General features: G+C 40.3%; 37 protein-coding genes, 3 tRNA genes and 1 pseudogene. 12 read left to right on the top strand and 29 right to left on the bottom strand.

Annotation, left to right across the window (positions count from 1 at the left end; translation table 11 throughout):
• The first annotated feature begins 46 nt into the window (after positions 1 to 46).
• On the top strand, positions 47 to 1,372 hold the full coding sequence (locus QXI54_05140; GenBank protein MEM0302535.1) for an NCS2 family permease: 1,326 nt from the start codon (positions 47 to 49) through the stop codon (positions 1,370 to 1,372).
• Between the two features lie 49 nt (positions 1,373 to 1,421).
• Here QXI54_05140 and QXI54_05135 read toward each other — a convergent pair.
• The 16 genes and pseudogenes from QXI54_05135 to QXI54_05060 form a co-directional block, all read right to left on the bottom strand.
• Positions 1,422 to 1,868: pseudogene (locus QXI54_05135) on the bottom strand (PIN domain-containing protein).
• A complete protein-coding gene (locus tag QXI54_05130; GenBank protein MEM0302534.1) occupies positions 1,865 to 2,059 on the bottom strand; it encodes an antitoxin family protein in 195 nt (64 codons plus the stop codon). The pseudogene QXI54_05135 and the gene QXI54_05130 overlap by 4 nt, the downstream one beginning before the upstream one ends.
• Before the next feature lie 186 nt (positions 2,060 to 2,245).
• On the bottom strand, positions 2,246 to 2,680 hold the full coding sequence (locus QXI54_05125) for a type II toxin-antitoxin system VapC family toxin (GenBank protein MEM0302533.1): 435 nt from the start codon (positions 2,678 to 2,680) through the stop codon (positions 2,246 to 2,248).
• The gene (locus tag QXI54_05120) at positions 2,677 to 2,856 is read right to left on the bottom strand and encodes an antitoxin family protein (GenBank protein ID MEM0302532.1); all 180 of its coding nucleotides are present in this window, start codon (positions 2,854 to 2,856) and stop codon (positions 2,677 to 2,679) included. Before QXI54_05120 ends, QXI54_05125 begins: the two co-directional genes overlap by 4 nt.
• 134 nt (positions 2,857 to 2,990) lie before the next feature.
• Positions 2,991 to 3,422, bottom strand: a complete 432-nt coding sequence (locus QXI54_05115; protein ID MEM0302531.1) for a type II toxin-antitoxin system VapC family toxin — start codon at positions 3,420 to 3,422, stop codon at positions 2,991 to 2,993.
• The gene (locus tag QXI54_05110) at positions 3,400 to 3,594 is read right to left on the bottom strand and encodes an antitoxin family protein (protein ID MEM0302530.1); all 195 of its coding nucleotides are present in this window, start codon (positions 3,592 to 3,594) and stop codon (positions 3,400 to 3,402) included. Before QXI54_05110 ends, QXI54_05115 begins: the two co-directional genes overlap by 23 nt.
• A gap of 154 nt (positions 3,595 to 3,748) precedes the next feature.
• Entirely contained in the window at positions 3,749 to 4,168 is a 420-nt protein-coding gene (locus QXI54_05105) for a type II toxin-antitoxin system VapC family toxin (GenBank protein ID MEM0302529.1), read from the bottom strand.
• Positions 4,152 to 4,337, bottom strand: a complete 186-nt coding sequence (locus QXI54_05100; GenBank protein MEM0302528.1) for an antitoxin family protein — start codon at positions 4,335 to 4,337, stop codon at positions 4,152 to 4,154. Before QXI54_05100 ends, QXI54_05105 begins: the two co-directional genes overlap by 17 nt.
• A gap of 119 nt (positions 4,338 to 4,456) precedes the next feature.
• The gene (locus tag QXI54_05095) at positions 4,457 to 4,885 is read right to left on the bottom strand and encodes a type II toxin-antitoxin system VapC family toxin (protein MEM0302527.1); all 429 of its coding nucleotides are present in this window, start codon (positions 4,883 to 4,885) and stop codon (positions 4,457 to 4,459) included.
• Positions 4,866 to 5,060 carry an antitoxin family protein gene (locus QXI54_05090; protein MEM0302526.1) on the bottom strand — a complete coding sequence of 65 codons (195 nt, stop codon included), beginning with the start codon at positions 5,058 to 5,060 and terminating at the stop codon, positions 4,866 to 4,868. Before QXI54_05090 ends, QXI54_05095 begins: the two co-directional genes overlap by 20 nt.
• Positions 5,061 to 5,502: 442 nt before the next feature.
• The gene (locus QXI54_05085; GenBank protein ID MEM0302525.1) at positions 5,503 to 5,862 is read right to left on the bottom strand and encodes a hypothetical protein; all 360 of its coding nucleotides are present in this window, start codon (positions 5,860 to 5,862) and stop codon (positions 5,503 to 5,505) included.
• A 123-nt stretch (positions 5,863 to 5,985) separates the two neighbouring features.
• Entirely contained in the window at positions 5,986 to 7,515 is a 1,530-nt protein-coding gene (locus QXI54_05080) for a glycosyltransferase family 39 protein (protein MEM0302524.1), read from the bottom strand.
• A gap of 1 nt (position 7,516) precedes the next feature.
• The gene (locus tag QXI54_05075) at positions 7,517 to 7,840 is read right to left on the bottom strand and encodes a hypothetical protein (protein ID MEM0302523.1); all 324 of its coding nucleotides are present in this window, start codon (positions 7,838 to 7,840) and stop codon (positions 7,517 to 7,519) included.
• A gap of 45 nt (positions 7,841 to 7,885) precedes the next feature.
• Positions 7,886 to 8,245, bottom strand: coding sequence for a type IV pilin (locus QXI54_05070; protein ID MEM0302522.1), 360 nt, complete (start codon positions 8,243 to 8,245; stop codon positions 7,886 to 7,888).
• A gap of 78 nt (positions 8,246 to 8,323) precedes the next feature.
• Positions 8,324 to 8,704 carry a type IV pilin N-terminal domain-containing protein gene (locus QXI54_05065; protein ID MEM0302521.1) on the bottom strand — a complete coding sequence of 127 codons (381 nt, stop codon included), beginning with the start codon at positions 8,702 to 8,704 and terminating at the stop codon, positions 8,324 to 8,326.
• A gap of 226 nt (positions 8,705 to 8,930) precedes the next feature.
• Positions 8,931 to 9,551 carry an acylphosphatase gene (locus tag QXI54_05060; protein ID MEM0302520.1) on the bottom strand — a complete coding sequence of 207 codons (621 nt, stop codon included), beginning with the start codon at positions 9,549 to 9,551 and terminating at the stop codon, positions 8,931 to 8,933.
• Between the two features lie 256 nt (positions 9,552 to 9,807).
• On the opposite strand from QXI54_05060, the gene QXI54_05055 reads away from it, so the two are divergent.
• A tRNA-Glu gene (locus QXI54_05055) sits at positions 9,808 to 9,882 on the top strand.
• A 5-nt stretch (positions 9,883 to 9,887) separates the two neighbouring features.
• On the opposite strand, the gene QXI54_05050 is transcribed toward QXI54_05055, so the two are convergent.
• Genes QXI54_05050 through glyA form a run of 3 tightly spaced genes read right to left on the bottom strand, consistent with a single transcriptional unit; the run spans position 9,888 to position 12,432 of the window.
• Positions 9,888 to 10,283: a hypothetical protein gene (locus QXI54_05050; protein MEM0302519.1), complete on the bottom strand. Its 396-nt coding sequence runs from the start codon at positions 10,281 to 10,283 to the stop codon at positions 9,888 to 9,890.
• On the bottom strand, positions 10,280 to 11,182 hold the full coding sequence (locus QXI54_05045) for an NOL1/NOP2/sun family putative RNA methylase (protein ID MEM0302518.1): 903 nt from the start codon (positions 11,180 to 11,182) through the stop codon (positions 10,280 to 10,282). The genes QXI54_05050 and QXI54_05045 overlap by 4 nt, the downstream gene beginning before the upstream one ends.
• Entirely contained in the window at positions 11,176 to 12,432 is a 1,257-nt protein-coding gene (gene glyA, locus QXI54_05040) for a serine hydroxymethyltransferase (GenBank protein ID MEM0302517.1), read from the bottom strand. Before glyA ends, QXI54_05045 begins: the two co-directional genes overlap by 7 nt.
• Positions 12,433 to 12,518: 86 nt before the next feature.
• On the opposite strand from glyA, the gene QXI54_05035 reads away from it, so the two are divergent.
• On the top strand, positions 12,519 to 13,067 hold the full coding sequence (locus QXI54_05035; GenBank protein MEM0302516.1) for a metal-dependent transcriptional regulator: 549 nt from the start codon (positions 12,519 to 12,521) through the stop codon (positions 13,065 to 13,067).
• On the opposite strand, the gene QXI54_05030 is transcribed toward QXI54_05035, so the two are convergent.
• Genes QXI54_05030 through QXI54_05000 form a run of 7 tightly spaced genes read right to left on the bottom strand, consistent with a single transcriptional unit; the run spans position 13,021 to position 18,282 of the window.
• Positions 13,021 to 13,578, bottom strand: a complete 558-nt coding sequence (locus QXI54_05030; protein MEM0302515.1) for a methyltransferase — start codon at positions 13,576 to 13,578, stop codon at positions 13,021 to 13,023. The two genes, QXI54_05035 and QXI54_05030, sit on opposite strands and share 47 nt — an antisense overlap.
• Entirely contained in the window at positions 13,559 to 14,290 is a 732-nt protein-coding gene (rsmA, locus tag QXI54_05025) for a 16S rRNA (adenine(1518)-N(6)/adenine(1519)-N(6))-dimethyltransferase RsmA (GenBank protein MEM0302514.1), read from the bottom strand. The genes QXI54_05030 and rsmA overlap by 20 nt, the downstream gene beginning before the upstream one ends.
• The gene (locus QXI54_05020) at positions 14,259 to 14,489 is read right to left on the bottom strand and encodes a DUF357 domain-containing protein (GenBank protein MEM0302513.1); all 231 of its coding nucleotides are present in this window, start codon (positions 14,487 to 14,489) and stop codon (positions 14,259 to 14,261) included. Before QXI54_05020 ends, rsmA begins: the two co-directional genes overlap by 32 nt.
• Complete coding sequence (locus QXI54_05015; GenBank protein MEM0302512.1) at positions 14,446 to 15,741, bottom strand: nodulation protein NfeD; 1,296 nt, start codon at positions 15,739 to 15,741, stop codon at positions 14,446 to 14,448. The genes QXI54_05020 and QXI54_05015 overlap by 44 nt, the downstream gene beginning before the upstream one ends.
• A 48-nt stretch (positions 15,742 to 15,789) precedes the next feature.
• Positions 15,790 to 16,272: an adenosine-specific kinase gene (locus tag QXI54_05010; protein ID MEM0302511.1), complete on the bottom strand. Its 483-nt coding sequence runs from the start codon at positions 16,270 to 16,272 to the stop codon at positions 15,790 to 15,792.
• A 10-nt stretch (positions 16,273 to 16,282) separates the two neighbouring features.
• Positions 16,283 to 16,996: a hypothetical protein gene (locus QXI54_05005; protein ID MEM0302510.1), complete on the bottom strand. Its 714-nt coding sequence runs from the start codon at positions 16,994 to 16,996 to the stop codon at positions 16,283 to 16,285.
• Positions 16,993 to 18,282: a DUF22 domain-containing protein gene (locus QXI54_05000; GenBank protein ID MEM0302509.1), complete on the bottom strand. Its 1,290-nt coding sequence runs from the start codon at positions 18,280 to 18,282 to the stop codon at positions 16,993 to 16,995. Before QXI54_05000 ends, QXI54_05005 begins: the two co-directional genes overlap by 4 nt.
• Before the next feature lie 96 nt (positions 18,283 to 18,378).
• Here QXI54_05000 and yciH point away from each other — a divergent pair, with 96 nt between their 5' ends.
• From yciH to QXI54_04970, 6 genes are read left to right on the top strand one after another with little or no spacing between them, the layout of a single operon-like run.
• On the top strand, positions 18,379 to 18,684 hold the full coding sequence (yciH, locus tag QXI54_04995) for a stress response translation initiation inhibitor YciH (GenBank protein MEM0302508.1): 306 nt from the start codon (positions 18,379 to 18,381) through the stop codon (positions 18,682 to 18,684).
• Positions 18,684 to 19,580, top strand: coding sequence for an adenosylcobinamide-phosphate synthase CbiB (cbiB, locus tag QXI54_04990; GenBank protein MEM0302507.1), 897 nt, complete (start codon positions 18,684 to 18,686; stop codon positions 19,578 to 19,580). Before yciH ends, cbiB begins: the two co-directional genes overlap by 1 nt.
• On the top strand, positions 19,577 to 21,613 hold the full coding sequence (locus QXI54_04985) for a DHH family phosphoesterase (GenBank protein ID MEM0302506.1): 2,037 nt from the start codon (positions 19,577 to 19,579) through the stop codon (positions 21,611 to 21,613). Before cbiB ends, QXI54_04985 begins: the two co-directional genes overlap by 4 nt.
• Positions 21,610 to 22,218 (top strand): METTL5 family protein, encoded by a 609-nt coding sequence (locus QXI54_04980; protein MEM0302505.1) that lies wholly within the window; start codon positions 21,610 to 21,612, stop codon positions 22,216 to 22,218. The genes QXI54_04985 and QXI54_04980 overlap by 4 nt, the downstream gene beginning before the upstream one ends.
• Complete coding sequence (locus QXI54_04975; protein MEM0302504.1) at positions 22,196 to 22,729, top strand: exosome complex RNA-binding protein Csl4; 534 nt, start codon at positions 22,196 to 22,198, stop codon at positions 22,727 to 22,729. Before QXI54_04980 ends, QXI54_04975 begins: the two co-directional genes overlap by 23 nt.
• Complete coding sequence (locus tag QXI54_04970; GenBank protein ID MEM0302503.1) at positions 22,729 to 22,992, top strand: RpoL/Rpb11 RNA polymerase subunit family protein; 264 nt, start codon at positions 22,729 to 22,731, stop codon at positions 22,990 to 22,992. Before QXI54_04975 ends, QXI54_04970 begins: the two co-directional genes overlap by 1 nt.
• On the opposite strand, the gene QXI54_04965 is transcribed toward QXI54_04970, so the two are convergent.
• The gene (locus QXI54_04965) at positions 22,983 to 23,342 is read right to left on the bottom strand and encodes a hotdog fold thioesterase (GenBank protein ID MEM0302502.1); all 360 of its coding nucleotides are present in this window, start codon (positions 23,340 to 23,342) and stop codon (positions 22,983 to 22,985) included. The two genes, QXI54_04970 and QXI54_04965, sit on opposite strands and share 10 nt — an antisense overlap.
• 77 nt (positions 23,343 to 23,419) lie before the next feature.
• Here QXI54_04965 and QXI54_04960 point away from each other — a divergent pair.
• Positions 23,420 to 23,494: transfer RNA gene (locus tag QXI54_04960), tRNA-Pro, on the top strand.
• Between the two features lie 294 nt (positions 23,495 to 23,788).
• Here the strand turns inward: QXI54_04960 and QXI54_04955 are convergent.
• Positions 23,789 to 23,862 (bottom strand) — tRNA-Phe (locus QXI54_04955).
• Between the two features lie 343 nt (positions 23,863 to 24,205).
• On the opposite strand from QXI54_04955, the gene QXI54_04950 reads away from it, so the two are divergent.
• Both QXI54_04950 and QXI54_04945 read left to right on the top strand, forming a co-directional pair.
• Positions 24,206 to 24,538, top strand: coding sequence for a nascent polypeptide-associated complex protein (locus QXI54_04950; GenBank protein ID MEM0302501.1), 333 nt, complete (start codon positions 24,206 to 24,208; stop codon positions 24,536 to 24,538).
• Positions 24,539 to 25,279, top strand: a complete 741-nt coding sequence (locus QXI54_04945) for a tRNA (adenine-N1)-methyltransferase (GenBank protein MEM0302500.1) — start codon at positions 24,539 to 24,541, stop codon at positions 25,277 to 25,279.
• Here the strand turns inward: QXI54_04945 and QXI54_04940 are convergent.
• Positions 25,276 to 25,707 (bottom strand): hypothetical protein, encoded by a 432-nt coding sequence (locus tag QXI54_04940; protein MEM0302499.1) that lies wholly within the window; start codon positions 25,705 to 25,707, stop codon positions 25,276 to 25,278. The genes QXI54_04945 and QXI54_04940 overlap by 4 nt on opposite strands.
• Between the last annotated feature and the right edge of the window lie 32 nt (positions 25,708 to 25,739).

Genomic DNA, 25,739 nt, shown 5'->3' with positions numbered 1-25,739 from the left:
GCATTTTTTGGCAAAATTTTTAATATTCGAATTCTTTTCACAATTCATGTCTCTTGCGGGCTATTTCAAATTTGAGGAATACAAGACGAACATGAGAACAGAAGTGTTTGCAGGCCTGACGACTTTTATGACGATGGCTTATATTATCTTCGTAAATCCAGCAATTCTAAGCGATGCAATCGGCAAAGAAGCAATTCCGAGCCTTGTAACCGCAACAGCTCTCGCCGCGGGAATTGCAACAATAATAATGGCTTTATACGCAAACAAACCCTTTGCCTTGGCACCGGGCATGGGGCTTAACGCCTACTTTGCCTATGGCGTGGTTATAGGCATGGGCTATCCGTGGCAAGTCGCTTTGGCTGCTGTGTTCGTCGAAGGAATTATATTCATGATCCTGACTTTGACGAAGTTCAGAACCGCGGTGATAAACGCTATTCCAGTCTCGCAGAAATACGCAATAGGCGCTGGAATAGGGCTGTTCCTCACGCTTATTGGCTTGAAAGCTGCGGGAATCGTTGTATACAATCCCGCAACACTCGTTGCTCTTGGAACTGAGAATTTTACCAAAGCAGAGTTCTGGATTGCAATCCTTGGCTTGTTGATCGCAGCGGGGATGATGGTTCGTAGAATTCCAGGAGCATTGCTCGTAGCAATTCTCGTTGCAACCGCTGTTGCTGTAGTAATAGGCGTTGCTCCCGCGCCAGAAAGCCTTGTAGCACCACCAACGCTTGACAAAACATTCCTTCAGCTCGACTTTGCTGGTTTGCTGAGCATTGGTGCGATTGGTGTTGTATTTGCATTCTTCATGGTGGACTTCTTCGACACCCTTGGCACAGTCTCGGGATTGAGTGCAAAGGCGGGATTCATGAGAAAAGACGGGAGCATTCCAGACAGCGAAAAGATCCTGATGACCGACGCATTTGGCACAAGCTTTGGAGCATTGCTCGGAACTTCAACTGTCACCACCTACATTGAGAGCGCAGCGGGTATTGAGGAGGGCGGAAGAACAGGAATGACCGCTCTGGTTGTAGGGCTTCTGTTTATATTAGTGGGCTTATTCGTTTCGCCAATCGCAGCAATAATTCCTTCTGCAGCAACCGCTCCCGCATTGATTCTCGTTGGTTTTCTTATGCTAACCGTCATTCGGGACATAGACTTCAGCGATTTGACTGAAGCTCTGCCAGCATTTGCAGTTCTCGTGACAATTCCGTTCACATACTCAATTGCAGACGGTATTGGCGTGGGTTTCATAAGCTACGTGGCTTTAAAGATTCTCTCAGGCAGATTCAGAGAAATCCATCCGCTGATGCTCGCTCTCGCCATCGTATTTGCGATTTACTTCCTCTATCTTGGTGGATTGATTAAGTTCTGAATTATTTATATTTTTTAAAAATTTTAATATTAAACTGGAGCTAAAGAATTTAAAGCTCTAAAACCTCGAGGAAATCAACCTTCTTGAAGTCTTCGTCGAAGGTTGCTATTTTCCTTATTCCGTAATGCTTGCATGTCGCAGCGATTAAAGCGTCATTAGGCAGTAATCGATAGCGATCCATTAGCTCCTGCAATTCTGAAATGTTTTGATAGTCCTTTAGGATAGCAATTTCAAACTCCTGTATGAGCTTTTCGAAATCTCCGAGCTCTTTTTTGCATTAACCGTAGCCTTGTTTTGCTATCAACTCTCTGAAGTTCGTGTAGGATCTTATACCAAATTTCTTTTCTGCGATTTTCCTTGAAATAATATAAGTGGTCTCGTTCCAAATGGTGAAAGTTATGAACAACGGTTCTTCAGTTTCAAAGACTTTTTCAGCTCTGTCTGTTAAATCCGTTTCAAATAGAAAATTGTAGAAAATATTTGTGTCGATTATCAAAGGATCGCTTCCTCCTCGTAATTTTTCAACTCTCCAGCATCAGCCCTTCCAAGCAGACCTCTGTATTTTCTTATAATCTCCTTCTTATCTCCATGAATTACAATCTTTATCCTCTGCCCCCTTCTCAAATCAACTTTCTCCAATGGCTTGAATACTCCATCTTCGTAGATAGCTTCAATTATTTTAGGCATAGATTTGGTTAGCTTTGGAAATAGAAATAAGTTTCGATTGAAATTTTTGCTTCTGTTAGAGCATTATAGCAAACAGAAAAAATAAATTGGCGTTCGCTACTCTGCAACTTCTTGGATTGCTCATTTCTTAGCGCGGATTAGCTCAAAATAGTTCGTTATAGGGAAAAATTGCTTCAATTCTCGATTTTATAAGCTTTTAAACCCGGAAATCCTTTCAATCGCCTTATCGAATTCTTCTAGCAAATAATAAGCTTCAATTCCATACTTTTTAGCATTCTGCGCCATGATTCTGTCGTTCGTGATGAGAATTGAATTTGTTAGCTTTGCAGTTGCGATGAAGTAAGCGTCGATTGCTCTACAGCCAGTATTCAGCGCTATTTGATAAGCGATTTCATCGGGATTGTCGAATAATGCTATCTCATATAGAATTTCAGAAATTATCTTTTCGACCTTCTCTGAATGAAATCTTCTTGCAAGAATACATGCCAGCTCGACTTTGAACAACTTTGGATTTAAAATTTCCTTGGCTATTTCAAGTATCTTTTCAGCTTTTTTGGTTCTTTTCTCGTCGAATTCAAGGATGAAATCCGCAAAAACCGAAGTATCGATCGTTAGTTTCATCTTCTCTCTGAAATAAATTCTAAAACCAAGTCCTTATCTACCTTTGTTCTATATCTTTTTAGCCTTCCAACCAAATCTCCAGCTATAACCTTCACCTTCTCGCCTTCCTTCAATTCCACCTTTTCCAATGGCTTGAACACTCCATCTTCGTAGATCGCTTCAATTATTTTTGGCATGAATTTAGTTTGCTTTAAGAATAGAAATAGATTTCGATTGGTTTGTCTTCTAAACTTTGAAATTCTAAACTTCGTTGAGCTTACTTAAACGAATAGTAGAATTTGGTCTTCACTACCTTGTAGCATGCAATAACTCAAAGTTCTAAAACCTCGAGGAAATCTACTCTTTTAAAATCCTCGTCGAAGGTAGCTATTTTCCTTATTCCATAATGCTCGCAAGTTGCAGCTATTAAAGCGTCGTTGGGAAGTAAACCGTAAATATTTACAATTCTGGAAATTTCCTCGTTCGAAATTGAATCGATTGGAAGGATCTCCATGATTTCAAAGACTTCCAGTATCGGGGAGAGTGAAACCTCTTTGATAAATCCGCGGTTTTTTCTTAGCTCTTTTGGACCTTTTCCGGTTTTGAGTATCAAATACACATGAATTGTTTCCAAAAATACGATCTTGTTTGTAAAACCAACGATCTCTTCAGAATCTATTAGCTCAAAAAAGTTCACAACTTTATCCTTTCCCCTCAGAAGATCTATTATTACGTTCGAGTCAATAAATACTCTTATGCTCAACCATTTCGAACGCTTTTTTTACTTCTTCATCTGTAGCTTTTAAAATCCCCGCTACTTTTCTGGCTACACCTTTACTTATCTTTAGCTTCACCTTCTCTCCATTCTTCAAGTCAACCTTCTCCAATGGCTTGAATACTCCGTTTTCGTAAATTGCTTCGATTATTTTAGGCATAGATTTAGTTTGTTTTAAGAATAGAAATAGGTTTCGCTTAACTTTTCATTCTTTCTGGGTGGTCTAAAGGATAGAATTACAAGAAGTTGCGTTCGCCGCTTCGCTATCCTTCAGATTGCTCACTTCGTAGCACGTGGATTAATGAAAATAAATTCTAAAGCTCCAAAACCTCGAGGAAATCTACCCTCTTGAAGTCTTCGTCGAAAGTAGCGATCTTTTTTATCCCATAATGCTTGCAAGTCGCAGCGATTAAGGCGTCATTCGGGAGCAGCTTGTATTTCTCGACGATTTCAGCAACTTCCACACCGAAACTGCAGGAAAGAACTCGAAACAAACTGAGCAAGTCCTTAATGGGGCTGAGATCGAAATCAATTTTGCATAGTTTTGATTGAAGCTGATGAGGCTTTAAATTCGTTAAGGCACGCAGATATCCATAAATGACCTCAGAAACTACTACGTCGTTGATAAATCCAGTAATCTTGCCGTTTTCAACGTCTTCAAGCAATTTGCTCGCAACTTCACGAGTGTTGGCTAAATGGTGCAGAAAAACATTTGAATCAAAGAAAACTTCCATTTTCAACCTCCTTTATTATTTTATCCACATCACACCCTTTGATTATCCCTTTTGTTCTTTCTACGACATTTCCAATCCTTATTTTAACTCTTTCCCCTTCCTTCAAATCAACCTTCTCCAGTGGCTTGAACACTCCGTCTTCGTAGATCGCTTCGATGATTTTTGGCATAGATTTAGTTTGCTTTGAAAATAGAAATAGGTTTCGCTTAACTTTTCAGCCTTCGCTGAGCGATTAAAAAGAGAAACTTAGGAATTGCAAGAGTTCATTGATGGGTCGAGCTAAAGAAATTAAAGCTCCAAAACCTCGAGGAAATCTACTCTTTTAAAATCCTCGTCGAAGGTGGCTATTTTCCTGATTCCATAATGCCTGCAGGTTGCAGCTATTAAAGCGTCGTTTGGAAGAAGCCCATACTTCATAATGAGCTCCTTTGAAACCCTTGAAATAATTTCCGAAGAACTCAACTCATTGAAAATATTCAAAAGATCATAAACTGGTTCCAAGTTTACAGCCTTTATCACTTCTGGATTCTTTTTAAGATAAGCCGAATTTCTTCCGGTAAATAACCTCAAATACACATGTATGAGCTCGGAAACAACCACTTGATTTATATAGCCGTCTATTTCACCCATTTCAACCTTCTCAACAACTTTTTTAGCTCTTTTGTCTCCTGAGAGATGTCTAATCAGCACATTCGTATCAACAAAAACCCCATTCATTTTCTAATTCCTCTAATGCTCTCTCTATATCTTCTTCGCTTGCCTTGAGAATGCCAAATGTTCTTTCCGCTATGGAACCTAAGATGATTTTTGCTTTCTCACCATCCTTTAGCTCAACCTTCTCCAATGGTTTGAATACTCCGTCTTCGTAGATTGCTTCAATTATTTTAGGCATAGATTTAGTTTGCTTTGAAAATAGAAATAGGTTTCGCTTAACTTTTTATTCTTTCTTGGGTTAAGTCTAAAGGGTAGGAAATTACGAATTTGGCGTTCGCTCCTTCGTGGCTCTCTGCGAGTTCCTCACTTCGTAGCACGCGGTTTATAACTCGATTTCTATTCTCTTTGACTGAAAAACTTTAGCCATCAAAAATTGGCGTTCGCATGTGCATACAGCGTAGCAAGCTTACGCTTGCATACGCATGTAGCACAGCACGCGTTTTCTTTTTAGCTCCACCAATTCAATTTAGCAAAAATGGAAAAGTAATTTGTTCAATTTGGAGAATTTTTAACTTTAAACAATATTTTAGCTCAGATTTCCAATTCGCCAAAATCCGATTTATCTCTTTAGACTAAGGCTATTCAGGATTGGGATTAGATTTCTCAGCTATTGATAAATATTATCCTTTAAGCCAGAGAAGAAGCTCAACGAATCTGTCAAGCAGTGGATTGAGAAAGTGGATGTCGTATGGGCTGAAGTAGGCTTTGGTGACGTCTGAAACAATGAAAATGATTGGAAGAATCGACAAAGAGCAGATCTCTGCTTTGTTTTTGAATTTCTCCGCGAGAAGGAAAGTCAAAGCCAATGCGGTAGAGACTGCAAGATAAGCAAAGCTTAGCAATTCGTGGATATTTAAAAGAGAAACGAGCAGAATTGCGGGAATTGCAAAGCAGAGAGCGATAATTGGCAGTGAGCGAAGCTCTATTTCGAATTTAGCCTTTGCAAGAAAATAGGCAACTGGAATGTAGATCGGGAGCAAAAATCAGTAGTCACGAACTCCTGTTTTGACAACGCCATCGCTTAGGAAGGGGAGGTAGATCAGGAAGGTAGAGAGCAGAAAAAATAAGTTGAAAATTTTCCAGCTTAAATTTTAACCTTATCCTTAGCCTAAGAGTAAAATAACCCTGATCCAGAATAATAATTCTGAAAAGCGATCCAAAACCGGTAAAATGAAGTGAACGTCGTAAGGACCGAAGTATCCATTCAACTGGTCTGATATCATGAAAACCACTGGAAGAATTGCCAGAGGTATAACTTCAGGTTTCGATTTCCCAAACTTCTCATAAAGAATGAAAACGAGGATTAAAAAACAAGAGACTCCAAAATAAACGTATATTATGTAGGAAATGTAGTCCCGAAATATTGAAACCAGAACGGAAGTGACAGCTGAATAACAGAAGATAGTGGTTATAAGCACTGAGAAATCGATTTCTGGTCTGATTTTTGTTGAGATTATATAGATTAGCGGAAAATATAGTGGTAGGTAAAAGCGATAATCCCTGACTTTTGTGTCTATCACGCCGGAACTTATAAAAGGCAGGTATAACACAAAGAATACAAACCCAAATACAAGCAGAAACTTTTCGAAGCTTGAAAGTGAGATCCGCTTGCTCTTGATCGCTCGATAGGTTGGCAATATCAAAATAGCAAGAATTGGCGAAAAATTCATCATTCCAAGAGTTTTGAAGTTTATTCCAAAGAGGATTAGCGGTATCATCGGGATTAAATCCAGAATATTCGAGCTTCTCACAAATTTCTGTTCTGAAAAGAGATTTCCGATGATTTCAACAGGCAAAGGGATACCAAAAACAGCGTAGCCGAAAATTGCACATGGAATATAACCAACCGAAAAACCGGCAATTGAGTATGGAACCCTTGATTTCTGGTAGATTAGTATAAAGATCAAAATTGACATAAATATCGCAATACCATCGATAGAACGTATTGAAACGCTGAGACCAGCGATCACCGACGATAAAAACACATAGCGTGCTTTATTTGACTTACAATAAAGATCGATGCAGTAAGCAGATAAAACTACCATTAGCAATGATAGGGCATGAGCCTTGGCTGAAATAGTCCAGTATGCTATCGGAGTTGCGAATACGAAGAGAAAAGCTCCAGATGTGGCAACTTTTTCATCAACTTTTTCTCTCAGAATCTTGTATAAAATTATTGTGGCAATTGTTATGAATACGATGTTTAAAAATTTTACAGAGTATACTGCACTCCAGTCTTCAAATCTATAGATGGGTTTAAAAAGAATTAAATTCAGTAAAAAGAAGGCGATTGCAGGAATTCTAAGCTTTCTGTATTCTAATGATAAAAAAAGGAATCCCGCTGGGGCTATTAAGGCTAAAATCAGATCTGGATATCCGAAATAGTTCAAGAAAAGCAGAAACTTGTTTATTGGATATGCAAAAATCGGAAGTAGATACGTAAACGGGGCATATACGTTTCCGTTAAATTCAAAGCCGGGAATAGCTTGATAAATTATGAGCTTATCTGTAGCCAGAGAGAAGTTGGATTCTATGCTCTGAACCTGAAGGGCTACCACAACTTCATCGTTAAGAAAGTAGTGGTTGCTCAAAAAGGCTATCAGAGTAAAAGAAATGATTAACAAATGCTTCATTTTAAACCCTCAGAGTCTCGTTTCTAAGTTCGATCTGAACTACGCTGAACCACGTCTGCTTTCCGTATAGCGATAATAACCATATTGCATTTTCAGTATCGATGCAAACAGAATCAAGTTTGACATCTGAAAGAAGCCTTTTTGCTGTGCAGTTAGCATTTAATGGTTCTTTTGATATAACACAGCTTGAAATCACGTTTTCGATGCCCAATTGCCTGATCTTTACATGGACTTCTGGAGAACAGTTATTGGTTTGATTGAAAAACTCTAATTCAACTTCTGTGTGTTTTAGCGGGTAGATTGATCTCGAAAAGGTAAAAAGCACAAATAAAAATGCAATTATAAGCATTGAGACTTTTAGGTTCATGCTTCAGATAAAGGCGTTCAAAACCACTTGTCCCTTATCATCAACTTTGCAAACGAAAACAAGCGATTTAGAACCGGGACCACAATCATTGCAGTATAGCTGACTGCCAACACCCTCAAAGCTGTCTGTGGGCACGACTTGTTTATCTTCTCCTCCATACTTCACAGTGCAGTCGTGCACTCTCTGTGCCCCGCCAAGGTCGTAAAGTGTGAACTCGACAACAGTGTATCCAGTTCTTTTTATCTGGATGTTGGGAACCTTTGTCTGCGGAATTGCAGACGGAAAGCCGTAAAAATAGGACACAACTACCCCAGCAATCACAACAACAATTGCCACCATCAGTATTGTTCCGATCTCTTCCATGCAGTTTTTATGTATCACCCATATAAATAATTTATGGCGTTTCCAAAAATAATAATAACGATAAAAAATAAAAAACCTTTACATGTTCGTGTTCAGTATGATCTGCGGTGCTGCATCGACATCGCATGTGAGTATCAGCGATTTCAATCCGGGACCGCAGTCAGTGCATTGAATCTGCGATCCAACTCCAGTGAAATCACTTGAATCGAGTGTTGCGTCCGTTCCTCCATATTTAATACTACAATTACCTACACTCATGGCTCCTCCAAGATCGTAGAGTGTAAACTCAATCGTGCTCTGATCGATTCTCTTTGCCTGAACGCTTGGAGTCTTTGTTGGCTTCACGGTTCCGCTCAAGCCAAACACGAAACTCGCTATCACTGCCGCGAGTATCACTGTTATTGCCACCATCAGGATCACGCCAATAACTGGCGAGACGCCTTTCTCATCCTTTCTCATCTTATCACCTCCTTCGTCATTATTATTGTAGTTATGAGCTGTATATAAATTTTTCGCTATGAGCCCCATAGGTGAAAATTTTTTACCTTGACTTTTGCTAACTCGGTTAATAAATCTTGTGGTTTTAAACATGAACTATTAGATTCAGGTAAGGTTTAGAAGCTTTACATCAGCCCCGCTTTCCTCAAAGCCTCTTCGATCCTTAAGATCCTTGCATTCAGCTCTTTCATGTTTTTTCAAGGTAATCTCTGAGATCTGAGCGGAGAAGCTCAAGCTTGGCATTTGTTTCGTCAAGTCGTTCAGCTAGATCTTCCCTTGTTTGATCGATCTTACTCCCAAGCTCTTGTTTTGTCTCATCAAGCTTGTTGATCACCAGATCCTGTTTTTCGAGCATCTTGTCTTGCTTCTCAAGCATCAAATCTTGCTTTTCGAGCATCAGATCCATTTTTTCGAGCATCAGATCCTGTTTTTCAAGCATTTTGTCCTGCTTTTCAAGCATCAAATCCTGTTTTTCAAGCATGTTGAGCATTATAGGAATTGCCTTACCCCAGTGCTCGATCTGAAATGCCTGCATACTTCTCTCAATCGGCGGAACGCTAAAGCGACATTCCAGAAATTCTACGGACTCAACAATTGCCTTTTCGGGTTTTTCAGCCTTTATTCTTTCCTTTAAAAGCTCTAAAATCTCTTCAGGAGCGTCAACCAAAATCATAACTGCTTCTTTACCATTCGTAAATGTGTTAAAAACTGCAAATCTGTCAATTCCGTATTCTAAAGCCATATTTATGAGCTTTACCCTGTAGCCAACTCCGTGAACTTTGCCCTTTATTATGATCTTGAGAGCCATATAAAACCCCTGGCATGGCATTAATAAGTGTTTCTATGAGATCGAAATTCGGATACTAAAAAATAAAAATGTTAACTTACTTTTTTGTCTTTTTCTCTTTTTCAGTGGTCTTTTCTTCCTTCTTCTCTGCCTTCTTCTTTCCCGCTCCACACTTTGCCATGTAATAAATCCGATTATCCATTTAAAACTTTTTCGCCTTAAGCCTTAGGAAGTCTTCAGCGAAAGAGATTTAAATCTATACATAGCGAAGATATAAGCTCCGGTGGTGTAGCCCGGTCAAACATCCAGGCCTTTCGAGCCTGAGCCCCGGGTTCAAATCCCGGCCGGAGCATAATTTTAACATTCGGATTGGTAAATTTTCAATCTTCTATCCTTTGGCACATAATTCTTGATAATCTTGCCATTTCCCTTTCCACTGCCAAGAAAGTATTGACCCCACTTAAGAATGCAGAAACCCTCAAACTTTGCTTCGATGTCCTCACCACTTAACCATTTCAAAGCTTGCTCTTCATTCAACTCAACTATACCTTTTTTGGCAACTCTACCAACTATAAAGCTACCTTCAATTGAAAGCCTTAGCCCCTGCTTCTCAATTTTCCCAAAGTAAATTCCCCTGCTTTTACCTCTCAGAGGACAATCAAAGTCCTTGTAAGCGTAAACTCTTCTCTTCCCACTAATGATGAACTTCAGATCTACTTCTGCATCGAACTGCTCTTTCAAAAGCTTCTTCACTTCGTCAGTTTCGCTACAAAAAATCCTTCTGTGTCGTTCATCTGCGGATGAATTCGAAGACATTTTCTCACCTCGTGAAGGTATTCTTTGCCATCAAACTCAGTAAAACCGCCTATTGCGTTTATTGGAAGTTTTATCTCCTCTATTTTTGCTTCCGTGTTCCTCAATAGATAATCAACGACTTCCTCATTCTCCAAGGGCTCGAACGTGCAGGTTGAGTAAACGAGAATGCCACCCGGTTTTAGAGCTCTGTAGCCCGCCATAATCAGCTCCTTCTGCAGTTTTGACAAATCAAGGCTTTTCTTCAGACTCCATCCCTTTGCGTGCGTGAAGTTCTTCCTTATCATTCCGAGATTACTGCAAGGTGCATCAACGAGCACAGCATCGAATTTTTTCTCAAATTTTGCGAACTTTCTGCCATCCATCATCGTTACCCTTGCTATTAAAACCCCGCATTTCTGTAGATTTGATACAAGCATGTTTATCCTGTCAAGTTTAACGTCGTTCGCAATAATGCAGCCTTCGTTCGCCATATATTGTGCTATTTGTGTTGTCTTCGCTCCAGGAGATGCACAGAGATCAAGAACAATCATCCCGGGCTTGAGATCCATCAAAAGTGGAGGAATCATCGAGACTGCGGATTGCGAAAAAACAACTCCAAGCTGGTGCTCAGGAATTGAAGCAAGATCTTCGGTTTTAACATAAACCCCCTCTTTGCACCACGGAATCTTCTCTTCTATTAAATCTGAAAGTCTATTTAAAACAAAATCCAAATCAGCCTTAAGGGTGTTTATCCTTAGGCTCTTTCTTAAAGGCTTTTCGAGATATTCAAAAAATTCTTTTGAGCCATCAATCCTCGAAAGCCTCTCAAACAAAACCGGATTTATTTCTCTCAGCATAAATCGGAATATGCATCGCACTCTTCAAAGGTATACTTAACAGTCTGAAAATCTCTTCTGAATTCTGAAATTTCTTTTCTTATACTCTCAACGCTTTTCTTACCCTTTAGCGTCGAATCTATGAATTCTGCGATCACCTTCATTTCACTCTCCTTCATCCCGAGTCTTGTTACTTCCTGAACACCTATTCTAATTCCTGAAGGGTTCGCAGTCTGCTCCAAGCTATCCCATGGAAGGAGATTCTTGTTTAAAATTATTCCAACGGTTTCAAGCTTTCTTGCAACCGCTTCACCGCCACCCAAAGCACGAACATCTACCGCAACCTGATGCGTTTCAGTAAAGCCATGCTTCTCTCCAAGAACTTTGTACCCAAGCTCGTGCAAAGTTTCCGCAAGAACTTTGGCATTTCTAACGATCTGTCTTGCATATTCTTCGCCGAATTCAAGCATTTCCATGACCGCAATAACGTAGCCAGCGAGGGAGTGTAGATGGTGGTTGCTTACAACTCCGGGGAAAACAGCTCTATCTACCTTTTTTGAAATTTCCTTTTTGCTCATTATAAGCCCTCGCTGAGGACCAAAGAACGTTTTATGGGTTGAAGCGGTGAGCAAGTCCGCCCCCTCTTTGAGTGGGTTAGGATAAACTTTCCCAGCAATCAGACCAAGAACGTGACTTGCGTCAAACATCACTCTTGCTCCAATTTTTTCAGCAATCTCTGCGATTTCCTTAACTGGCTGTCTAAATAGTATAAGACTTGAGCCAAGAATGAATAACTTCGGTTTTGCCTCTTTTGCCATCTTTTCGGTTGCTGAAATATCTATGTTCATACTTTCTATGTCGAAAGGGTAGTAGACAACCCTTAAACCCCTTAGACCAACCGCGGACATTTTGTCATGACTTATATGCCCCCCACATGGAACAGAGATGCTGAAAACAACGTCATCTGGATTAGTAAGTGCAAAAAGGCCTGCAAGATTTGCCACCACACCTGAGATCGGCTGAACATTTACGTGTTCAGCATCGAATAGCTTTTTTGTGAGTTCTATGGCAAGAGACTCGATTTCATCGATGAACTTGCAACCAGCGTAATATCTCTCCCCCACCTTACCCTCTGCGTATCTGTGCCCGAAGTCTGACATATAGCACTTTCTTACAAGCTGGGATGTCAGATTTTCGCTTGCGATCAGCGGAATTGAATTTCTCATCATTTCATTGTGCTTTCGAATTATACTGAAGACTTCCGAATACATATCCAAACCCCAAGGACAAAAATATTTAAGTTTTCCTCGTTAGGCGACGACCGAAACATCTTTTAATTTTAAACTCAATTTTCTATGTGGAAAGAGAGGAGGAGTATCTTGAAGCCATCTATGACATACAGAGAAGGGGAAAGGTTGCAAAGACTGGGGATATTGCAAAAATTTTGAAGGTTAGGCCGTCAAGTGTGACGGAAATGTTGATAAAACTCAAAGAAAGAGGATACATAGATTACAGCCCATATAGAGGTGCAATACTAACGAAAAGCGGTGAGGAGATAGCAGAAAGGATAAAAAAAAATTATCAAATAGCTTCAAGCTTCTTTAGATATATAGGAGTGGATGAGGATGTTGCAGAAAAGCTTGGCTGTGAACTCGAACACCATTTAAGCGATGAGGTTGCGAGAAGATTGAATTCCGTTTTAGCTCACGGATGTGGAGGTTGCGAGAGAGAAGTGAAGAGACTGTCATGTGTTTCAGATGGAATTTACGAAGTGGTTTCAGCTCCTGAAGGTGATTTAAAACCCGGCGATATAGTAATAGTCGAAAAAGGCGACAGAACTCGAAAAGATGGATCAAAAATTAATGAGAACGTCTGGGAGCTGATTCTTGTTCGAAGATCTTTATAGCGAAAAGTTGTTCAAAGAAAAGTCTCTTTACTGCTAAAATCTCGTAATCAAATCCTCTAAGCTTAATCTCTTCGAAAAATTTTGGAATGTTCAGTGAAGACACCACAACTATCGCTCTACCATCTTTCTCCATGAAATCACGCAGTGTATCGAGAAATCGACATAAAACTTCAATCCCACCCTTTCCACCATTAATCGAGCAATCTTCCCAGAAATCACGCTTCAGCTCATCTTCAAGTTCCAGATAAGGAGGATTAAATAGAACGAGTGAAAACTTCTTTTTGATTCCCTGAGCGATGTCAGTCCTTACGACGTCCAATCCTTTCTTCTTAAGCAATTTAACTGCAAAAGGCGAAATGTCTGTAACTACCACCCATCTGCATTTTCCAACCAGTTTTTCTGCTACAAAACCGCTACCAGCCCCTATTTCGATTACTTCATCCTCCGACTTTACTTCTTTCAAAGCGGATTCCAGTAAAAGCTCACTGTCCTCAGCTGGTTCGTATACCATCGACGATCTCCACGAATTTTTCAGCTCCAATCTCTTCTGGCCTCCTGTTAGCCAAAGAAGCTTCCAGTTCAATTTTTAAGCCGAATCTTTTTTCAAACTCCTTAGCAATTTTTCCGAGTTTTTTTCTTCTCATAGAAAAGGCAAAAGTCACAAAGTGCTCAAATAGTTCTATATCACGAACTCTGATCTTTGGAACGGGCAAAATCCTAACTATCGCAGATTCGACCTTTGGTTTTGGTTTAAAACTATCTCTTCCAACAATTTCAAGCAATTCTGGATTGCAGTAGGCCTTTGATATTACACCGAGTCTGCTATCTTCTCTGCAAAGTCTCTCTGCAAACTCTTTTTGAAGCATCAAAACTGCAGAATCAAATCTGTATTTGAAAAGTTTGAAAAGAAGCGGAGAAGAGATCTGGTAGGGTATATTTGATACAATTTTTGTGAACGATGGAAATTCCACTTCTAAAGCATCCCCGTGGATTAGAATGAATCTACCCGATTTTATTTCATCTTCGAATTTAGTTTCAAGCATTCTTACGAACTTTACATCCTTCTCAATTCCGATAACTTTGCAATGTTTAAGAAGCTCAGAAGTTAGATTTCCAGTTCCACAGCCTATTTCGAGGACATGATCATCACTTTTGAGCTCTGAGTAATCAACGATTCTGCGTATCAGCGATTTATCCACCACCATGTGCTGTCCGAGTCTCATACAACTTGCCGATTTCAACTCCTATCTCCAGCCACGCCCAAGCCCAAATAACACATTCAAAAGCTCTTATGTAATCAAACTTTTCCATAAAATATTCAGAGTCTTTTATATAGGCTTTTATATTTTCTATGAATCTCTTATCTCCCTCTATCAAACTAACTCTCTTCTTTATCCTCTCCAGCCACTTCTCGGTCTCCATCCTCAGCTCTATCAACTCTTCTCACCTTCAACTTCAATCCATCTCTTTCCAAAACCACTATTTCATCTCCTTTTTTGAGCTTCTCATTTGATTCAACACTCCAAATCTCCCCCCTAACCTTTGCAAATCCTCTGCCGTTCTTGAACTCCACGATTTCACCTCTAAGTCCAACCACTTCTCCAACTTGGCTTCTCTTTCTTCTAACTTTCAAAATTTTTACAAGTGCAAAAGTCATGAAAGTGCCTATTCCGATTCCAATACCAATTGCAAATTTTGGAAAGAACTCGTAGAACTCTTTTGGCATCATCGGTTCTTCAAAAATCATTAAAGCACCAAGAGTTATGGATATTACGGATGCGGTTCCGAGAACCCCATACGTTGGAGTCATCAATTCCGCTATTAGGAAGATTATTCCGAGAATTATCAAAAATAGCCCTGCATAATTCACGTTGATAACTCCCAGTCCTGCAAACACCAGAATAAGCATTATCGCCCCCAAAACTTCAGCCATCATGCCGGGTGAGGTTAAACCAAAAATCAGGAGATAAATTCCGAGTAATAGGAGAATCAGAGCGATTTGCGGGCTTGAGATCAACTCATAGATCTTTGCCTGAGCAGGTTTTTCAACCTCAACTACTCTGTAGCTCTTGGTATCGAGAACAATTTCTTTGCCGTTTAGCGACACTTTTATCCCGTCGAGTTTCTTGAGGAGTTCTTCTCTGTTCTCTGCAAGAACATCGATTAATTTAAGCTCATAGGCTTTTCTTGCTTCCAGACTAAGGGCTTCTGTCACGAAGCGTTCAGCAACTTCTGCGTTTCTCCCCCTTGCATTAGCTATACTCTTAACGTAGCTTGCTATGTAGTTAATAGTCTTGTTTTCAGCAGGGGAAGCCATGCCAACAGGAGTTGCAGCTCCTATTGCAGTCTCATTCGCTGCAGCTGCGATGTGCGCAGACAAAAGTATTACTGTTCCCGCAGAAGCACACATCGCTCCCTTGTTAACAAAAACAACAATTGGTATCTCGCTGTTCATGAAAAGAGAAACTATTTTTTGGGTAGAAGAGAGCAGACCACCAGGAGTGTCGATTTCAACCAATATTAGATCCATGTCTCTTGATTTAGCAAATTGATAAGCGTGTTCGAGTGTAATATACGTCCCCTCATTGATTTCGCCCTGTATATTAACAAGTGCAATCTCAAGAGCACTTGCATTCACAACCAGCAGACTTAGAATCAATAGTATCGATCTCACAAATTGATTAGAAAATAGGGATTATAATTCTATCGTTAAAGAAACGAATCAGAGTTTGTAGCCTATTTTCCTCAGGAACTCCTTTCTTGCTTTTATGTCCTCGTCTTTCTCGATTCCCCTACTCCTGAATCCATCAACAACACCAATTATTCCTCTTCCCTGCTCGGTCTCCACTACTATGACTTCTAAGGGATTTGCAGTTGCAGCATGTATACTGCAAACCTCTGGCACATCCTTTATCTTTCCGAGAACGTTTATTGGATATGCATTCCTAATGAAGATTATAAAGCTGTGTCCACATGAGAGTTCAAGGGCCTTCTTTGCTGCGAGTTCCCTAAGCTCCGGATCGTTGCCTTCATGCCTTACAAGACAGTGCCCTGAAGCTTCGCAGAATGCTAATCCAAATTTTATATTAGGAACTGAATTTACAAGAGCCTCGTATAGATCTTCAACAGTCTTGATAAAATGAGCTGAACCAAGTATGACGTTGCAATCCTTTGGAACCTCGATTTTAACGATTTCGAATTTCACGAGCCTCACCTCATACAAAGATCACGTTTTTCTCTACCTTCTCCAGAATCTCCCTTATTTTTTCTATTCCTGCTTTTTTGCTGAGTATCAGAAGACTTGGATTTAGCTCCTCTACCAGTCTTCTTACTTCTTCAACGAGATTTCCAATTAAAATCGACTTTTTAATAATAGAATTTCCTGTTATCTGACTTATCTCTTTGTTGATTCTTTCTTGGCACTCTTTCATTCTCTTAGCATGGGTTTCCGGCGGTAGCATTGGCTCGACAATTCCTACTACGATTACTTCCCTTCCCTTCGCAATCCACTTTTTAGCGGCATCAACGTTTCCACTCTCAATGTGGACATACAATATTCGGTCAAAAGCAATTTTTTCGCGGTAGAAGAGAATTGCGGAATCATAACTCAATATATTCTGAGTTAAAGGCATAGATCTGCCAGCAATCAATAAATCAGGCTTATAAGCATCCATAACGCTTTCTATCTCTTCTTCATAATCCTTGAATACTACACTCATCCCCATTACGTCATAAATCTTCTCAAGTTTCTCAACTATGTTTTCTGCCTTCTTTATAAGCGGTAATTTGCTCTGTGCGAGCTCTATTGTTTCACTCATTTCAGAAACCGTAATACTTCCTTTAACTCCCTTTGCAAATATCAGGTAAACTTCTTTGAGCTCAAGCCCGCTAAGATCGAGGTCTTTGTTCGTAAAGATGACCGCCCTCATGTTTCACCTCCAGCTTTTTTCATTTCATCAACCCACTCGCTCAGCCACTTGCTAAGAACTTCATAGGATTCAACTTCCACATTGTAAACGTTAACAACTCCTATCAGCTGTCCTTTTCGTATTTCTCCATCAAAAACAGGCATGAAAAGAACTTTTCTAATCATTTTGGGACTTTCAACCTTTGCAGGTTTAGCTTCAATTAGGTCAACAACCGTTCCGAGAGCATGTCTCATGATATAAAGCGGGTAAACTATCGTATTCTCTTCCAGTCTTAATGGTTCAATTTCAACTTCTGCAACTTCTCCCTTTCTTAGGGAAACATTTTCATTTGCTATTAGCGGTTCCCATCTCGCAATTGGCTTCCTTCTATAAGCAAAGGGCTTTATTAACATTCCATCCCTTATAATCCTCCCGGATTTTTCGTATACAAGTCTCGCAAACTTTTCCTCTCTAAGGCTCATCTTGGGTTTGAAATCTCCAATTGCAGTGTAGTAAATATTCAAAACACCGAGAAGGTCTCCTTTCTGTATCTTTCCATCTCTAATGGGAAGAAAGATAGCTTCGGTTATCCTCTTATCTTCCTCAACCTTTGAAAGCTTTCCTTCTTGCACGACTTCAACAACAGTGCCGTAGGCATTTCTCATTATGTGCAAAGGAGTTACCACGGTGTTTGGCTGAAGAGTTATGTCTTTAATTCTTATTCGGGTCAGCATACCCTTTTTTATTTCTACGTTTTCTGCAGAGATTATTGGTTCCCACTCTGCAACATAGCTCTTGAAGTATCCAAAAAACCTGGTTCTTATTTTTTCTCTTCTAATCTCACCATTTTGCTTGTAAACAAGATTCGCATCCACAATCTCTTCTCGGATTTTTATATCTGATGCTGAAAAACCAAATCTGCGATCTATCATTCCAGTCTTAACAAAGAAGACTTTTAGAACGCCAACTATATCCCCCTTCTCAATAAAACCGTCCTCAACGGGTAAAAAGACTGAGTGAGTTATTGTTTTCTCATCTTCTACTCTCGAGATTCCCTTTTCGATGACGTCAATTGTTGTGCCAAGAGCGTGTCTCATGATGGACAGGGGGGCGAGTATCGTGTTTTCGGGAATTTTAACATCCTTAATTTTTAAAATTACTGGTTCGCTTTTCTTTACATGGATGCCTTCATCCGCGACCAAAACCTTCCACTGAACAAAGGGGGCTATTCTGTATTTTACGCTCTCCTTTTTTACTTCGAGTTTTGCAATATCTTTACCGATCTCCTTCCAGTAGACAATCTCCATGATGGGGCTAATATTCAATTTTAGTTTAAAAATTTAACGCTCATAACCGAAAGTTTTAAAATTCTATCCGTGCAACCTTCAAAAAAGGAGGGTGGAATGTCGGAGATATGCTCTAAGTGTGGGTTACCAAAAGATCTCTGCGTCTGTGAGGAGGTTGCAAAAGAACAGCAGTATATATTCATAAAGGTCGGCAAAAGGAGATATGGCAAAGAAGTAACAACAATCGAAGGGCTTGATGGTAGCGAGATAAATCTGGAAGAACTTGCCAAGTTTTTAAAGTCAAAGCTTGCATGCGGTGGAACAATAAAGAATGGAGTAATTGAACTCCAAGGAAACCATGTGAGTAAGGTAAAGGAGTTGCTGATCAAAAAGGGTTTCAACCCAAATAGAATCAAAAGCTGATGCAAGAACCTTGCTTTGAGCTTTCATTGTTGATTTTAGCTGTCTTTTTGGATCTTATTTTTGCAGAACCACCAATTATTCTGCACCCCGTTGTCTGGTTTGGCAAAATCCTGGACCTATTTAAAAGTAAATTCTATGTAATTGAAAAAAGAGGAAATTTAATTCAATTTTTGTATGGCTTCGTTGCAGTTCTCACAGTTCTAACCTTTGCCTTTGTTCTCGTGAGTCTCCCTCTTCCGAAACCACTTCAGTTTGCTTGGCATCTCTACTTATTGTTTTCGGCAATATCAATAAAAAGTATGATTCAGCATGCAGAGAAATGTCTGAAAAGCGATTTTGATCCTCGGGAAGTCCAAAAGATCGTAAGCAGAGACACCACAAAACTTAATAAGCCACAGCTCAGATCTGCCGTGATTGAATCAACAGCTGAAAACTACGTGGATGGGGTTCTCTCACCATTGTTTTATTTCTCATTGTTTGGAGTCTTGGGAGCAATGATTTACAGAGCCATAAATCTCTGCGACTCCATGATTGGTTATCATGGCAGATATGAGTTCTTTGGGAAATTTGCTGCTCGACTCGATGATCTGGCGAATTTTATCCCAGCAAGAATTGCTCTAATCTTTTTTGAAGTTTTCAGAAGAGGGGCATTCTCATACGGTATTAAATATAAAGTAAAACTAAATGGTTGCACGATCACAGCTATGTCTTACGTTCTTGGAGTCAAGCTTGAAAAGCCGGGCTACTATACTCTACCTGGCAGAGATGCAACGGATGAGGACGTTATTACCGCCATAAAAATCTTCAAAAGACTTAGTGCAATGGCAATTCTCTTTGCAATTGTAATTTCCTCCCTCAGAATATTTTTATTAACACAAATCCCATTTGGCCTATGAATTGTCAGAAGTGCGGAGGAAAGGGGTTCAACGAGATAGAGAAAATCTGCGAAACCTGTAGCGGAACAGGAAAGGCCAAAAGCTTCGATCTGAAGACTGTGAACGTTTCTGAAGACCAGCTCAAGTTGTTCATGAAGGGAATTTGTGGTGTTTGTGGTGGAAGTGGTAAACGCAGGATTGTGGAAGTTTGCAAGAATTGCAACGGAACAGGAAAGGTAAAGAGGTGTCAGATCTGCGGTAGAGAGACCGATCAAGAGCTGTGTTTTGAGTGTAGGAAGAAACCCCATGCATTTAAGATAGGTAATAGCTGTGGAATTGAAGATTTAAGAATTGGAAAGTTTTATGTCGGATCGATTTCATCCATCACAGATATTGGAGCCTTTGTTAATCTTAACAGAAGGTTGAGAGGTTTGATACCAAAGAAATTGGTGCAAAATCTTCGCGAAGGGGATGAAGTAATCGTGAAGATTACAAACATAACTGTTAGCGGAGAAATCGATTTAGCTCCAGTTGAACTTCAAAATTACACCGTTGTTGAAGTCTCGAAAGATCTCGAGGTCATTCCGATATCTTCTGCTTCGAAATTCCTTGGAAGGATGGTTAAAGTTCGTGGTATCGTTACTCACACAAAGGAGACAGCAATAGCCAAGGTTTTCACAATACTCGATGGCACCGGGAGTGTGAACTGCACAGTTTTTGATGACTTCGATGCTGAAGTCGATGAAGCCATTGAGGTCATTGGAACTGTTAGAAGAAACGGTATAGATGCGCTTGAGGTTGAGAAAATTCTTGGCGAAGATGCTTACGAGATTAGAAAGAGAATTGAAGCTGAAATTGAGAGAGCTTGCGAACCAGATTTTAAAGGTTTTCTGATAAAAAGCGAGGTTCTCGAAAAACTGAAAGATGAGATGATTGCGGTTGCAAGAGAATTGAAAAAAGCTGTTTATAAATCGAGACCTATAATAATAAGACACCATTGGGATGCAGATGGAACCTGCGGAGGAGTTGCCCTTGAAATTGCTCTCCAAGAGCTTGTTGAAAAGATTTATAGAGACAAGGAGACAAAGTATTATCTTGTAAAGAGAAGGGTCTCGAGAGCTCCCTTTTATGAATTAGAGGATCTCGTAAGAGATCTCGATGAAAGTTTAGAAGATGCAGAAAGATATGGAGATAGAATTCCCCTCGTTGTGCTTGTAGACAACGGCTCAGGGCATGAAGATCTGCCAGCAATTCAGCAATTCATCCTTTTTGGTGCGGATGTGATCACAATAGATCACCATTTTCCGGATGAGGGTGTTGATAAATATCTGCTCTACCACATAAATCCCTATAAAGTTGGTGGGGATAGCAACATTACCTCCGGAGTCCTTTGCGTGGAGATTGCAAGAATGATATCCGACTTAGATCTGACACATCTCGCTGCGATCTCTGTTGTTGGAGATCGGGCAGAGGGAAACGTTGAGGAATACATAAGGCTTTCAAATCTAAGTAAAGAAGAACTAAAAGATCTTGCCTTGGCAGTGGAATTCGAAGGGTTTTACCTTCGCTTTAAATCCGCAAGCACAATAGTCCATGAAATACTCGGATTTGGTAGAAAGGATCGACAAAAAAGACTTGTTTATGTCCTTTCGAATTATGCAAAATCTGCGATAGAAGAACAATTGAAAACAGCATTGGAAAATGTAAAGGTTCAAATATTGCCAAATGGTGTCGCTCTTGCTGCGTTCGATGTAGAAAATTACTCGAAAAAGTTCACTTTTCCACCTCCAGGGAAATTAACCGGAGAAATTCACGATCGCCTGAAGGTTAAATACAAGAGGATTGTCACAATTGGCTATGGTCCAGATTTTGCGATTATCAGAAGTGAAGGGGTAAATCTGGATATTCCAAGACTGGTTGAAGAACTAAAAAGAGAGATAAACGCCTGCATTGACGGTGGAGGGCATCTTGTTGTCGGTTCAATAAAGTTCGTAGAAGGAAAGAGAAAGGAAGTCCTTGCAAAACTTGCGAGTAAGATTGGTGAGATAAGTTGAAAAGAGAGCTGGAAATTTTATTGGAAAACCTTGAAGGATTTAAAAATCCAAAAATTCAGCTCGAGCAGTATGTGACTCCTCCAAACCTTGCGGCCTTTATTCTTACAAATGCAAGACTGCATGGAGATCTTGACAAAGTCGTGGATCTCGGTTGTGGAACCGGAATTCTTGCTATAGGTTCTGCTTTACTTGGGGCCTATGCGGTTGGGGTTGAGATAGATCTGGAAGCTCTAAAAATTGCAAAAGCCAATGCTGAAAGAGTTGGTGTGCAGGTTGATTTTATTGCCTGTGATGTTCGAGATTTAAATCTTAAAAGCAGGATTACGGTTATAATGAACCCACCCTTCGGTATTCAGCGAAAGCATGCTGATAGAGTTTTTCTCGAGAAGGCATATGAGATAGCCAATGTGATCTACTCGATTCACTCCGCTGGAAGCGAAATATTTGTAAATAAAAGATCTGAAGAGAACGGTTTTAAGATCACACATGTATGGAAATTTATGGTCCCGTTACGCAAAAGTTATTCATTCCACGAAAAGGAATTTAAGTTCATACCCGTAGAGGTATTCAGGATTGAGAGAAATGATCGTGTTTCCAGGAGATAAATTGGGTAGTGTTGAGGAATTTAAGGCAGGTGACGGAGTTTACGAGGAAAATGGAGAACTTTTCGCTTCTGTAGCAGGGCTTTTAGAAAAGGATGACAAAACTATTAAAATCAAGAGCCTCAAAAGAATTCCAGAGCTTAAAAAAGGCGATATAGTTCTTGGCAGAGTTGTGGATATACGAAGCAACTTTGCCATGGTTGAAATTGCAAGGAAGTATGGCGAAGATAGGGGACTTGCTCATACGGGTCTTGCCTTGCTACACATCTCGAACGTGGGAGAAAAAATTGACAATATTGGAAATGCGATAAGCTACTTCGATATTTTAAAAGCCAGAGTTCTTGACACCTCACCAAAGATATCTATAAAGGAGCCAGAAATGGGAGTTCTCAAAGCATACTGCGGTAATTGTAAGAGCGATCTCGTCTTTGAAGAAGGAAAGCTTAAATGTCCAAATTGTGGAAGGGAAGAAAAAAGGAAGGTTTCAAAATCCTATGGGAAAGGTGAGTGGTGATGTTGAAGATCGTAGAACTTGGGAAGAATTACGTTAAGCTAATCGTTAGAGGAGAAGATCACACCTACTTGAACCTGCTACAGCATTATCTTTCTCAAGACAAGAGAACCGTGATCGTAAGATACAACATTCCCCATCCGCTCGTGGGGGAACCGGAACTGTATCTAAGGACTGACGGAACAAATCCGATTGAAGTGCTAAAAAAGGCAAATGAAAACATTATTGGTGTGTGTGAAGATCTCCTAAGGCAGATTCAGCCATAGGCGATCGCTGAACCCTCTGCAATGAGTTCTCCATTTTTAAAAACCTTCAGCCTATAAAACCCTAGTCTTTTCCCCCTAACCTTCTCAGCCTCAGCTACGAGCGTATCTCCTTTATATGCAGGAGAGTAGAAGTTCATCGAAATCTTCACAGCCACTCTTTTAGCGTCTGTGTTTGCCGAAATTGCAAAGGCAAAATCTGCAAGAGCCATTATAAAACCTCCATGAGCCACACCGTGGATATTCAGAAACTCATCTCTTACAACACCTCTAACCCTCGCATAACCGTCTCTTATTTCCTCAACTTCACAGCCCAGCAATTTTCTGAATGGATCCAAAAGCAGATGCTCCATGATTAATCTTCAGCCGATTTTTAAAATTGTATCCCGCTGAGAAACATTTATTAGTTGAGAAAGATGCGAATTTCAGGGGGGCCGTGGGGTAGCCTGGTATATCCTTTTGGCTTTGGGAGCCAGAGACCCGAGTTCAAATCTCGGCGGCCCCATTTCAAAGCTGCTTTTTCGTTAGGTTTCAACTTAAAAAATGCCAAATTGTAATAGAGCTATCAAAGTATTAAATATTAAATATTGTCAGTTTAAAAGGTCAATTTCCCAAAATAGCTACCTAAAGTCTATTAAATTGCTTTTAGATTTGGAAACTAATAATGGCAGGTTCAATGCTGAAATCCACGACTGGCTAAAACAAAGCGTCTCCAATATCTCGTTTTTCATCGATCAGCTCGTAAAAAGCTTCAGAGACCAAATCCAGCCTGCGTTCGTTCTCGTTTCAAAATCTCTTATGCCCGGAGCCGGATTTGAACCGGCGACTATGCGGTCTTCAGCCGCACGCTCTCCCAAGCTGAGCTACCCGGGCTTAAGTTATGTCTGAGCTGAGTATTTTTATTTTTCGCTATCAGTCTCTTAAAAAGAAGACAGACTATTTTATAAATATTCGGGTTTGTAATCGAAATAATAAGCTCAAAATAGACTTCGGGAAGTTTGAGGAAGAGCTTATTGCGAAAGGAGAAGTTGATTTTACGAAAAAATATTAGCTAAGCTTATGTGCTAAAATGACTCAAAATTTTGGCGAGACGCTCGATGAAGATCTTATAAGGAGGTTCGAAGCGGTCAGAGAGAAGATTAAAGGTAAGGGGGCTTAACCATAGATCACCGCTCAACCATGCAAAGTATTTTAACTTCTCCGCAAAGCTAACTTCATGCTTCCGATAAACGCAAAGCAGATGAAGAAGATGATGAAGCAAATGGGCATAGAAATGGAAGAACTCGACGCAAAGGAAGTGATAATTAAAACAAGCACAGAGGAGCTAATCTTTAGAAATCCAAGTGTGACAAAGATCTCAGCAAAGGGAATGGAGACTTTTCAGGTCGCTGGGCAATACGAGGTTGTTAAGATTGCTCCAGAGATCAGCGAGGAAGACGTTAAGCTCGTGATGGAACAGGCAAATGTTGATGCCGAGACAGCAAGGAAAGCTTTAATCGAAGCGAACGGAGACATTGCTGAGGCTTTGCTAAAACTGCAGGCAAAGTAAATGAAGCCACCAGTCGTTCTTTCAAGGGGAAAGAATAGCTTTCTCGTTGAGAAGTTCGAAGGAAAGCTACACACCCACCACGGGGTCATAGAGCTCAGCGAATTGAAGGATAAATCTTTTGGGGATACAATAAAGACCCACCTCGGTGTTGAATACAGAATCGTGCCATTCAATCTTTCAGACTTTTTCAGACACTTCAAGCGGGGAGCAACGCCCTTGATGCCAAAGGACATTGGAGCCATAATTGCCTACACTGGGCTTTCTCCAGATTCGCTCATCTTCGACGCTGGAACAGGAAGCGGAATGCTCGCAGCTTATCTTGCTTACTTTAACAAATTCGGAGAAGTCGTTACCGTTGAGAAGAGAGAGGACTTTGCAAGGATTGCGAGAAAGAACTTCAAGCTTGCCGGACTTAAAAACGTGCACCAGATAATTGGCGACGCTTTAATGGTTGCAGATGGCTTCAAAAAGGAGTTTGATCTCGTTGTTTTGGACATGAAAGACGATGTCGCATTTATTCCGAAGGCAAGGCAAATTCTGAAGGTTGGTGGTCATCTCGCGGTTTACAATCCCTACATTGAGCCCGCTCGAGAGGTTTACGAAGTGATGAGCAAAAACGAATTCAAAGAACTTGAGGCATTCGAAATTCTTCGCGTAGACTTAGATATAAAGAGAGTTGGCACAAGAACCTCCACTGGAGTCTGGCATACTGGCTACATTGTGATCGGAAGAAAATATTAGGTAGCAACGACCATCTGCGATTGAATTATGTAGACCGGATTTCCGTAAGCATCATAGAACCCATCAAGCCTGAGAACTTTGGTAACAATCGTCTTTATCTTTATTCTGCTACCGTCTTCGAGCTCATACTCGTTCCAGTCATCTCCAACGATTGCTCTGATCTTAACTGCGGTCGGCCTTCTCTTCTTTGCAATTTCCTGAATTGGAGGGACAAATTCTGATGGAGTGCCCTTAAGCTCGTCTGGAGCCTTTGCGACAACTACATTCTGGCTGTCAATTCTGTAAATTGGTTCTCCAACAGGATCTCTTTGCCCTGTGTCGAAAACTCTCGTTAAGACTGACTTGAATCTGATAAGAGTCCCATCTTCGAGATGTATATGCATCCATTCTTCTCTTATCGTCTTGAAGTCGAGTTCCCTGAGTTGCATGACGATAATAATTCTGAAGATTTAAATATCTC

The organism is Archaeoglobaceae archaeon (assembly GCA_038734275.1).
Lineage (GTDB): Archaea > Halobacteriota > Archaeoglobi > Archaeoglobales > Archaeoglobaceae > WYZ-LMO2.
This window is presented reverse-complemented; position numbering and strand designations above follow the sequence as displayed.

Excerpts from the sequence above, each read along its gene's own strand:
- QXI54_05140 (MEM0302535.1), top strand. The coding sequence starts at position 47 with ATGTCTCTTGCGGGCTATTTCAAATTTGAGGAATACAAGACGAACATG.
- QXI54_05130 (MEM0302534.1), bottom strand. The coding sequence starts at position 2,059 with ATGCCTAAAATAATTGAAGCTATCTACGAAGATGGAGTATTCAAGCCA.
- QXI54_05125 (MEM0302533.1), bottom strand. The coding sequence starts at position 2,680 with ATGAAACTAACGATCGATACTTCGGTTTTTGCGGATTTCATCCTTGAA.
- QXI54_05120 (MEM0302532.1), bottom strand. The coding sequence starts at position 2,856 with ATGCCAAAAATAATTGAAGCGATCTACGAAGATGGAGTGTTCAAGCCA.
- QXI54_05110 (MEM0302530.1), bottom strand. The coding sequence starts at position 3,594 with ATGCCTAAAATAATCGAAGCAATTTACGAAAACGGAGTATTCAAGCCA.
- QXI54_05105 (MEM0302529.1), bottom strand. The coding sequence starts at position 4,168 with ATGGAAGTTTTCTTTGATTCAAATGTTTTTCTGCACCATTTAGCCAAC.
- QXI54_05100 (MEM0302528.1), bottom strand. The coding sequence starts at position 4,337 with ATGCCAAAAATCATCGAAGCGATCTACGAAGACGGAGTGTTCAAGCCA.
- QXI54_05095 (MEM0302527.1), bottom strand. The coding sequence starts at position 4,885 with ATGAATGGGGTTTTTGTTGATACGAATGTGCTGATTAGACATCTCTCA.
- QXI54_05090 (MEM0302526.1), bottom strand. The coding sequence starts at position 5,060 with ATGCCTAAAATAATTGAAGCAATCTACGAAGACGGAGTATTCAAACCA.
- QXI54_05080 (MEM0302524.1), bottom strand. The coding sequence starts at position 7,515 with ATGAAGCATTTGTTAATCATTTCTTTTACTCTGATAGCCTTTTTGAGC.
- QXI54_05070 (MEM0302522.1), bottom strand. The coding sequence starts at position 8,245 with ATGGAAGAGATCGGAACAATACTGATGGTGGCAATTGTTGTTGTGATT.
- QXI54_05065 (MEM0302521.1), bottom strand. The coding sequence starts at position 8,704 with ATGAGAAAGGATGAGAAAGGCGTCTCGCCAGTTATTGGCGTGATCCTG.
- QXI54_05060 (MEM0302520.1), bottom strand. The coding sequence starts at position 9,551 with ATGGCTCTCAAGATCATAATAAAGGGCAAAGTTCACGGAGTTGGCTAC.
- QXI54_05045 (MEM0302518.1), bottom strand. The coding sequence starts at position 11,182 with ATGCTGAGAGAAATAAATCCGGTTTTGTTTGAGAGGCTTTCGAGGATT.
- glyA (MEM0302517.1), bottom strand. The coding sequence starts at position 12,432 with ATGTATTCGGAAGTCTTCAGTATAATTCGAAAGCACAATGAAATGATG.
- QXI54_05030 (MEM0302515.1), bottom strand. The coding sequence starts at position 13,578 with ATGGTATACGAACCAGCTGAGGACAGTGAGCTTTTACTGGAATCCGCT.
- rsmA (MEM0302514.1), bottom strand. The coding sequence starts at position 14,290 with ATGAGACTCGGACAGCACATGGTGGTGGATAAATCGCTGATACGCAGA.
- QXI54_05020 (MEM0302513.1), bottom strand. The coding sequence starts at position 14,489 with ATGGAGACCGAGAAGTGGCTGGAGAGGATAAAGAAGAGAGTTAGTTTG.
- QXI54_05005 (MEM0302510.1), bottom strand. The coding sequence starts at position 16,996 with ATGAGGGCGGTCATCTTTACGAACAAAGACCTCGATCTTAGCGGGCTT.
- QXI54_05000 (MEM0302509.1), bottom strand. The coding sequence starts at position 18,282 with ATGGAGATTGTCTACTGGAAGGAGATCGGTAAAGATATTGCAAAACTC.
- yciH (MEM0302508.1), top strand. The coding sequence starts at position 18,379 with ATGTCGGAGATATGCTCTAAGTGTGGGTTACCAAAAGATCTCTGCGTC.
- cbiB (MEM0302507.1), top strand. The coding sequence starts at position 18,684 with ATGCAAGAACCTTGCTTTGAGCTTTCATTGTTGATTTTAGCTGTCTTT.
- QXI54_04985 (MEM0302506.1), top strand. The coding sequence starts at position 19,577 with ATGAATTGTCAGAAGTGCGGAGGAAAGGGGTTCAACGAGATAGAGAAA.
- QXI54_04975 (MEM0302504.1), top strand. The coding sequence starts at position 22,196 with ATGATCGTGTTTCCAGGAGATAAATTGGGTAGTGTTGAGGAATTTAAG.
- QXI54_04970 (MEM0302503.1), top strand. The coding sequence starts at position 22,729 with ATGTTGAAGATCGTAGAACTTGGGAAGAATTACGTTAAGCTAATCGTT.
- QXI54_04965 (MEM0302502.1), bottom strand. The coding sequence starts at position 23,342 with ATGGAGCATCTGCTTTTGGATCCATTCAGAAAATTGCTGGGCTGTGAA.
- QXI54_04950 (MEM0302501.1), top strand. The coding sequence starts at position 24,206 with ATGCTTCCGATAAACGCAAAGCAGATGAAGAAGATGATGAAGCAAATG.
- QXI54_04945 (MEM0302500.1), top strand. The coding sequence starts at position 24,539 with ATGAAGCCACCAGTCGTTCTTTCAAGGGGAAAGAATAGCTTTCTCGTT.
- QXI54_04940 (MEM0302499.1), bottom strand. The coding sequence starts at position 25,707 with ATGCAACTCAGGGAACTCGACTTCAAGACGATAAGAGAAGAATGGATG.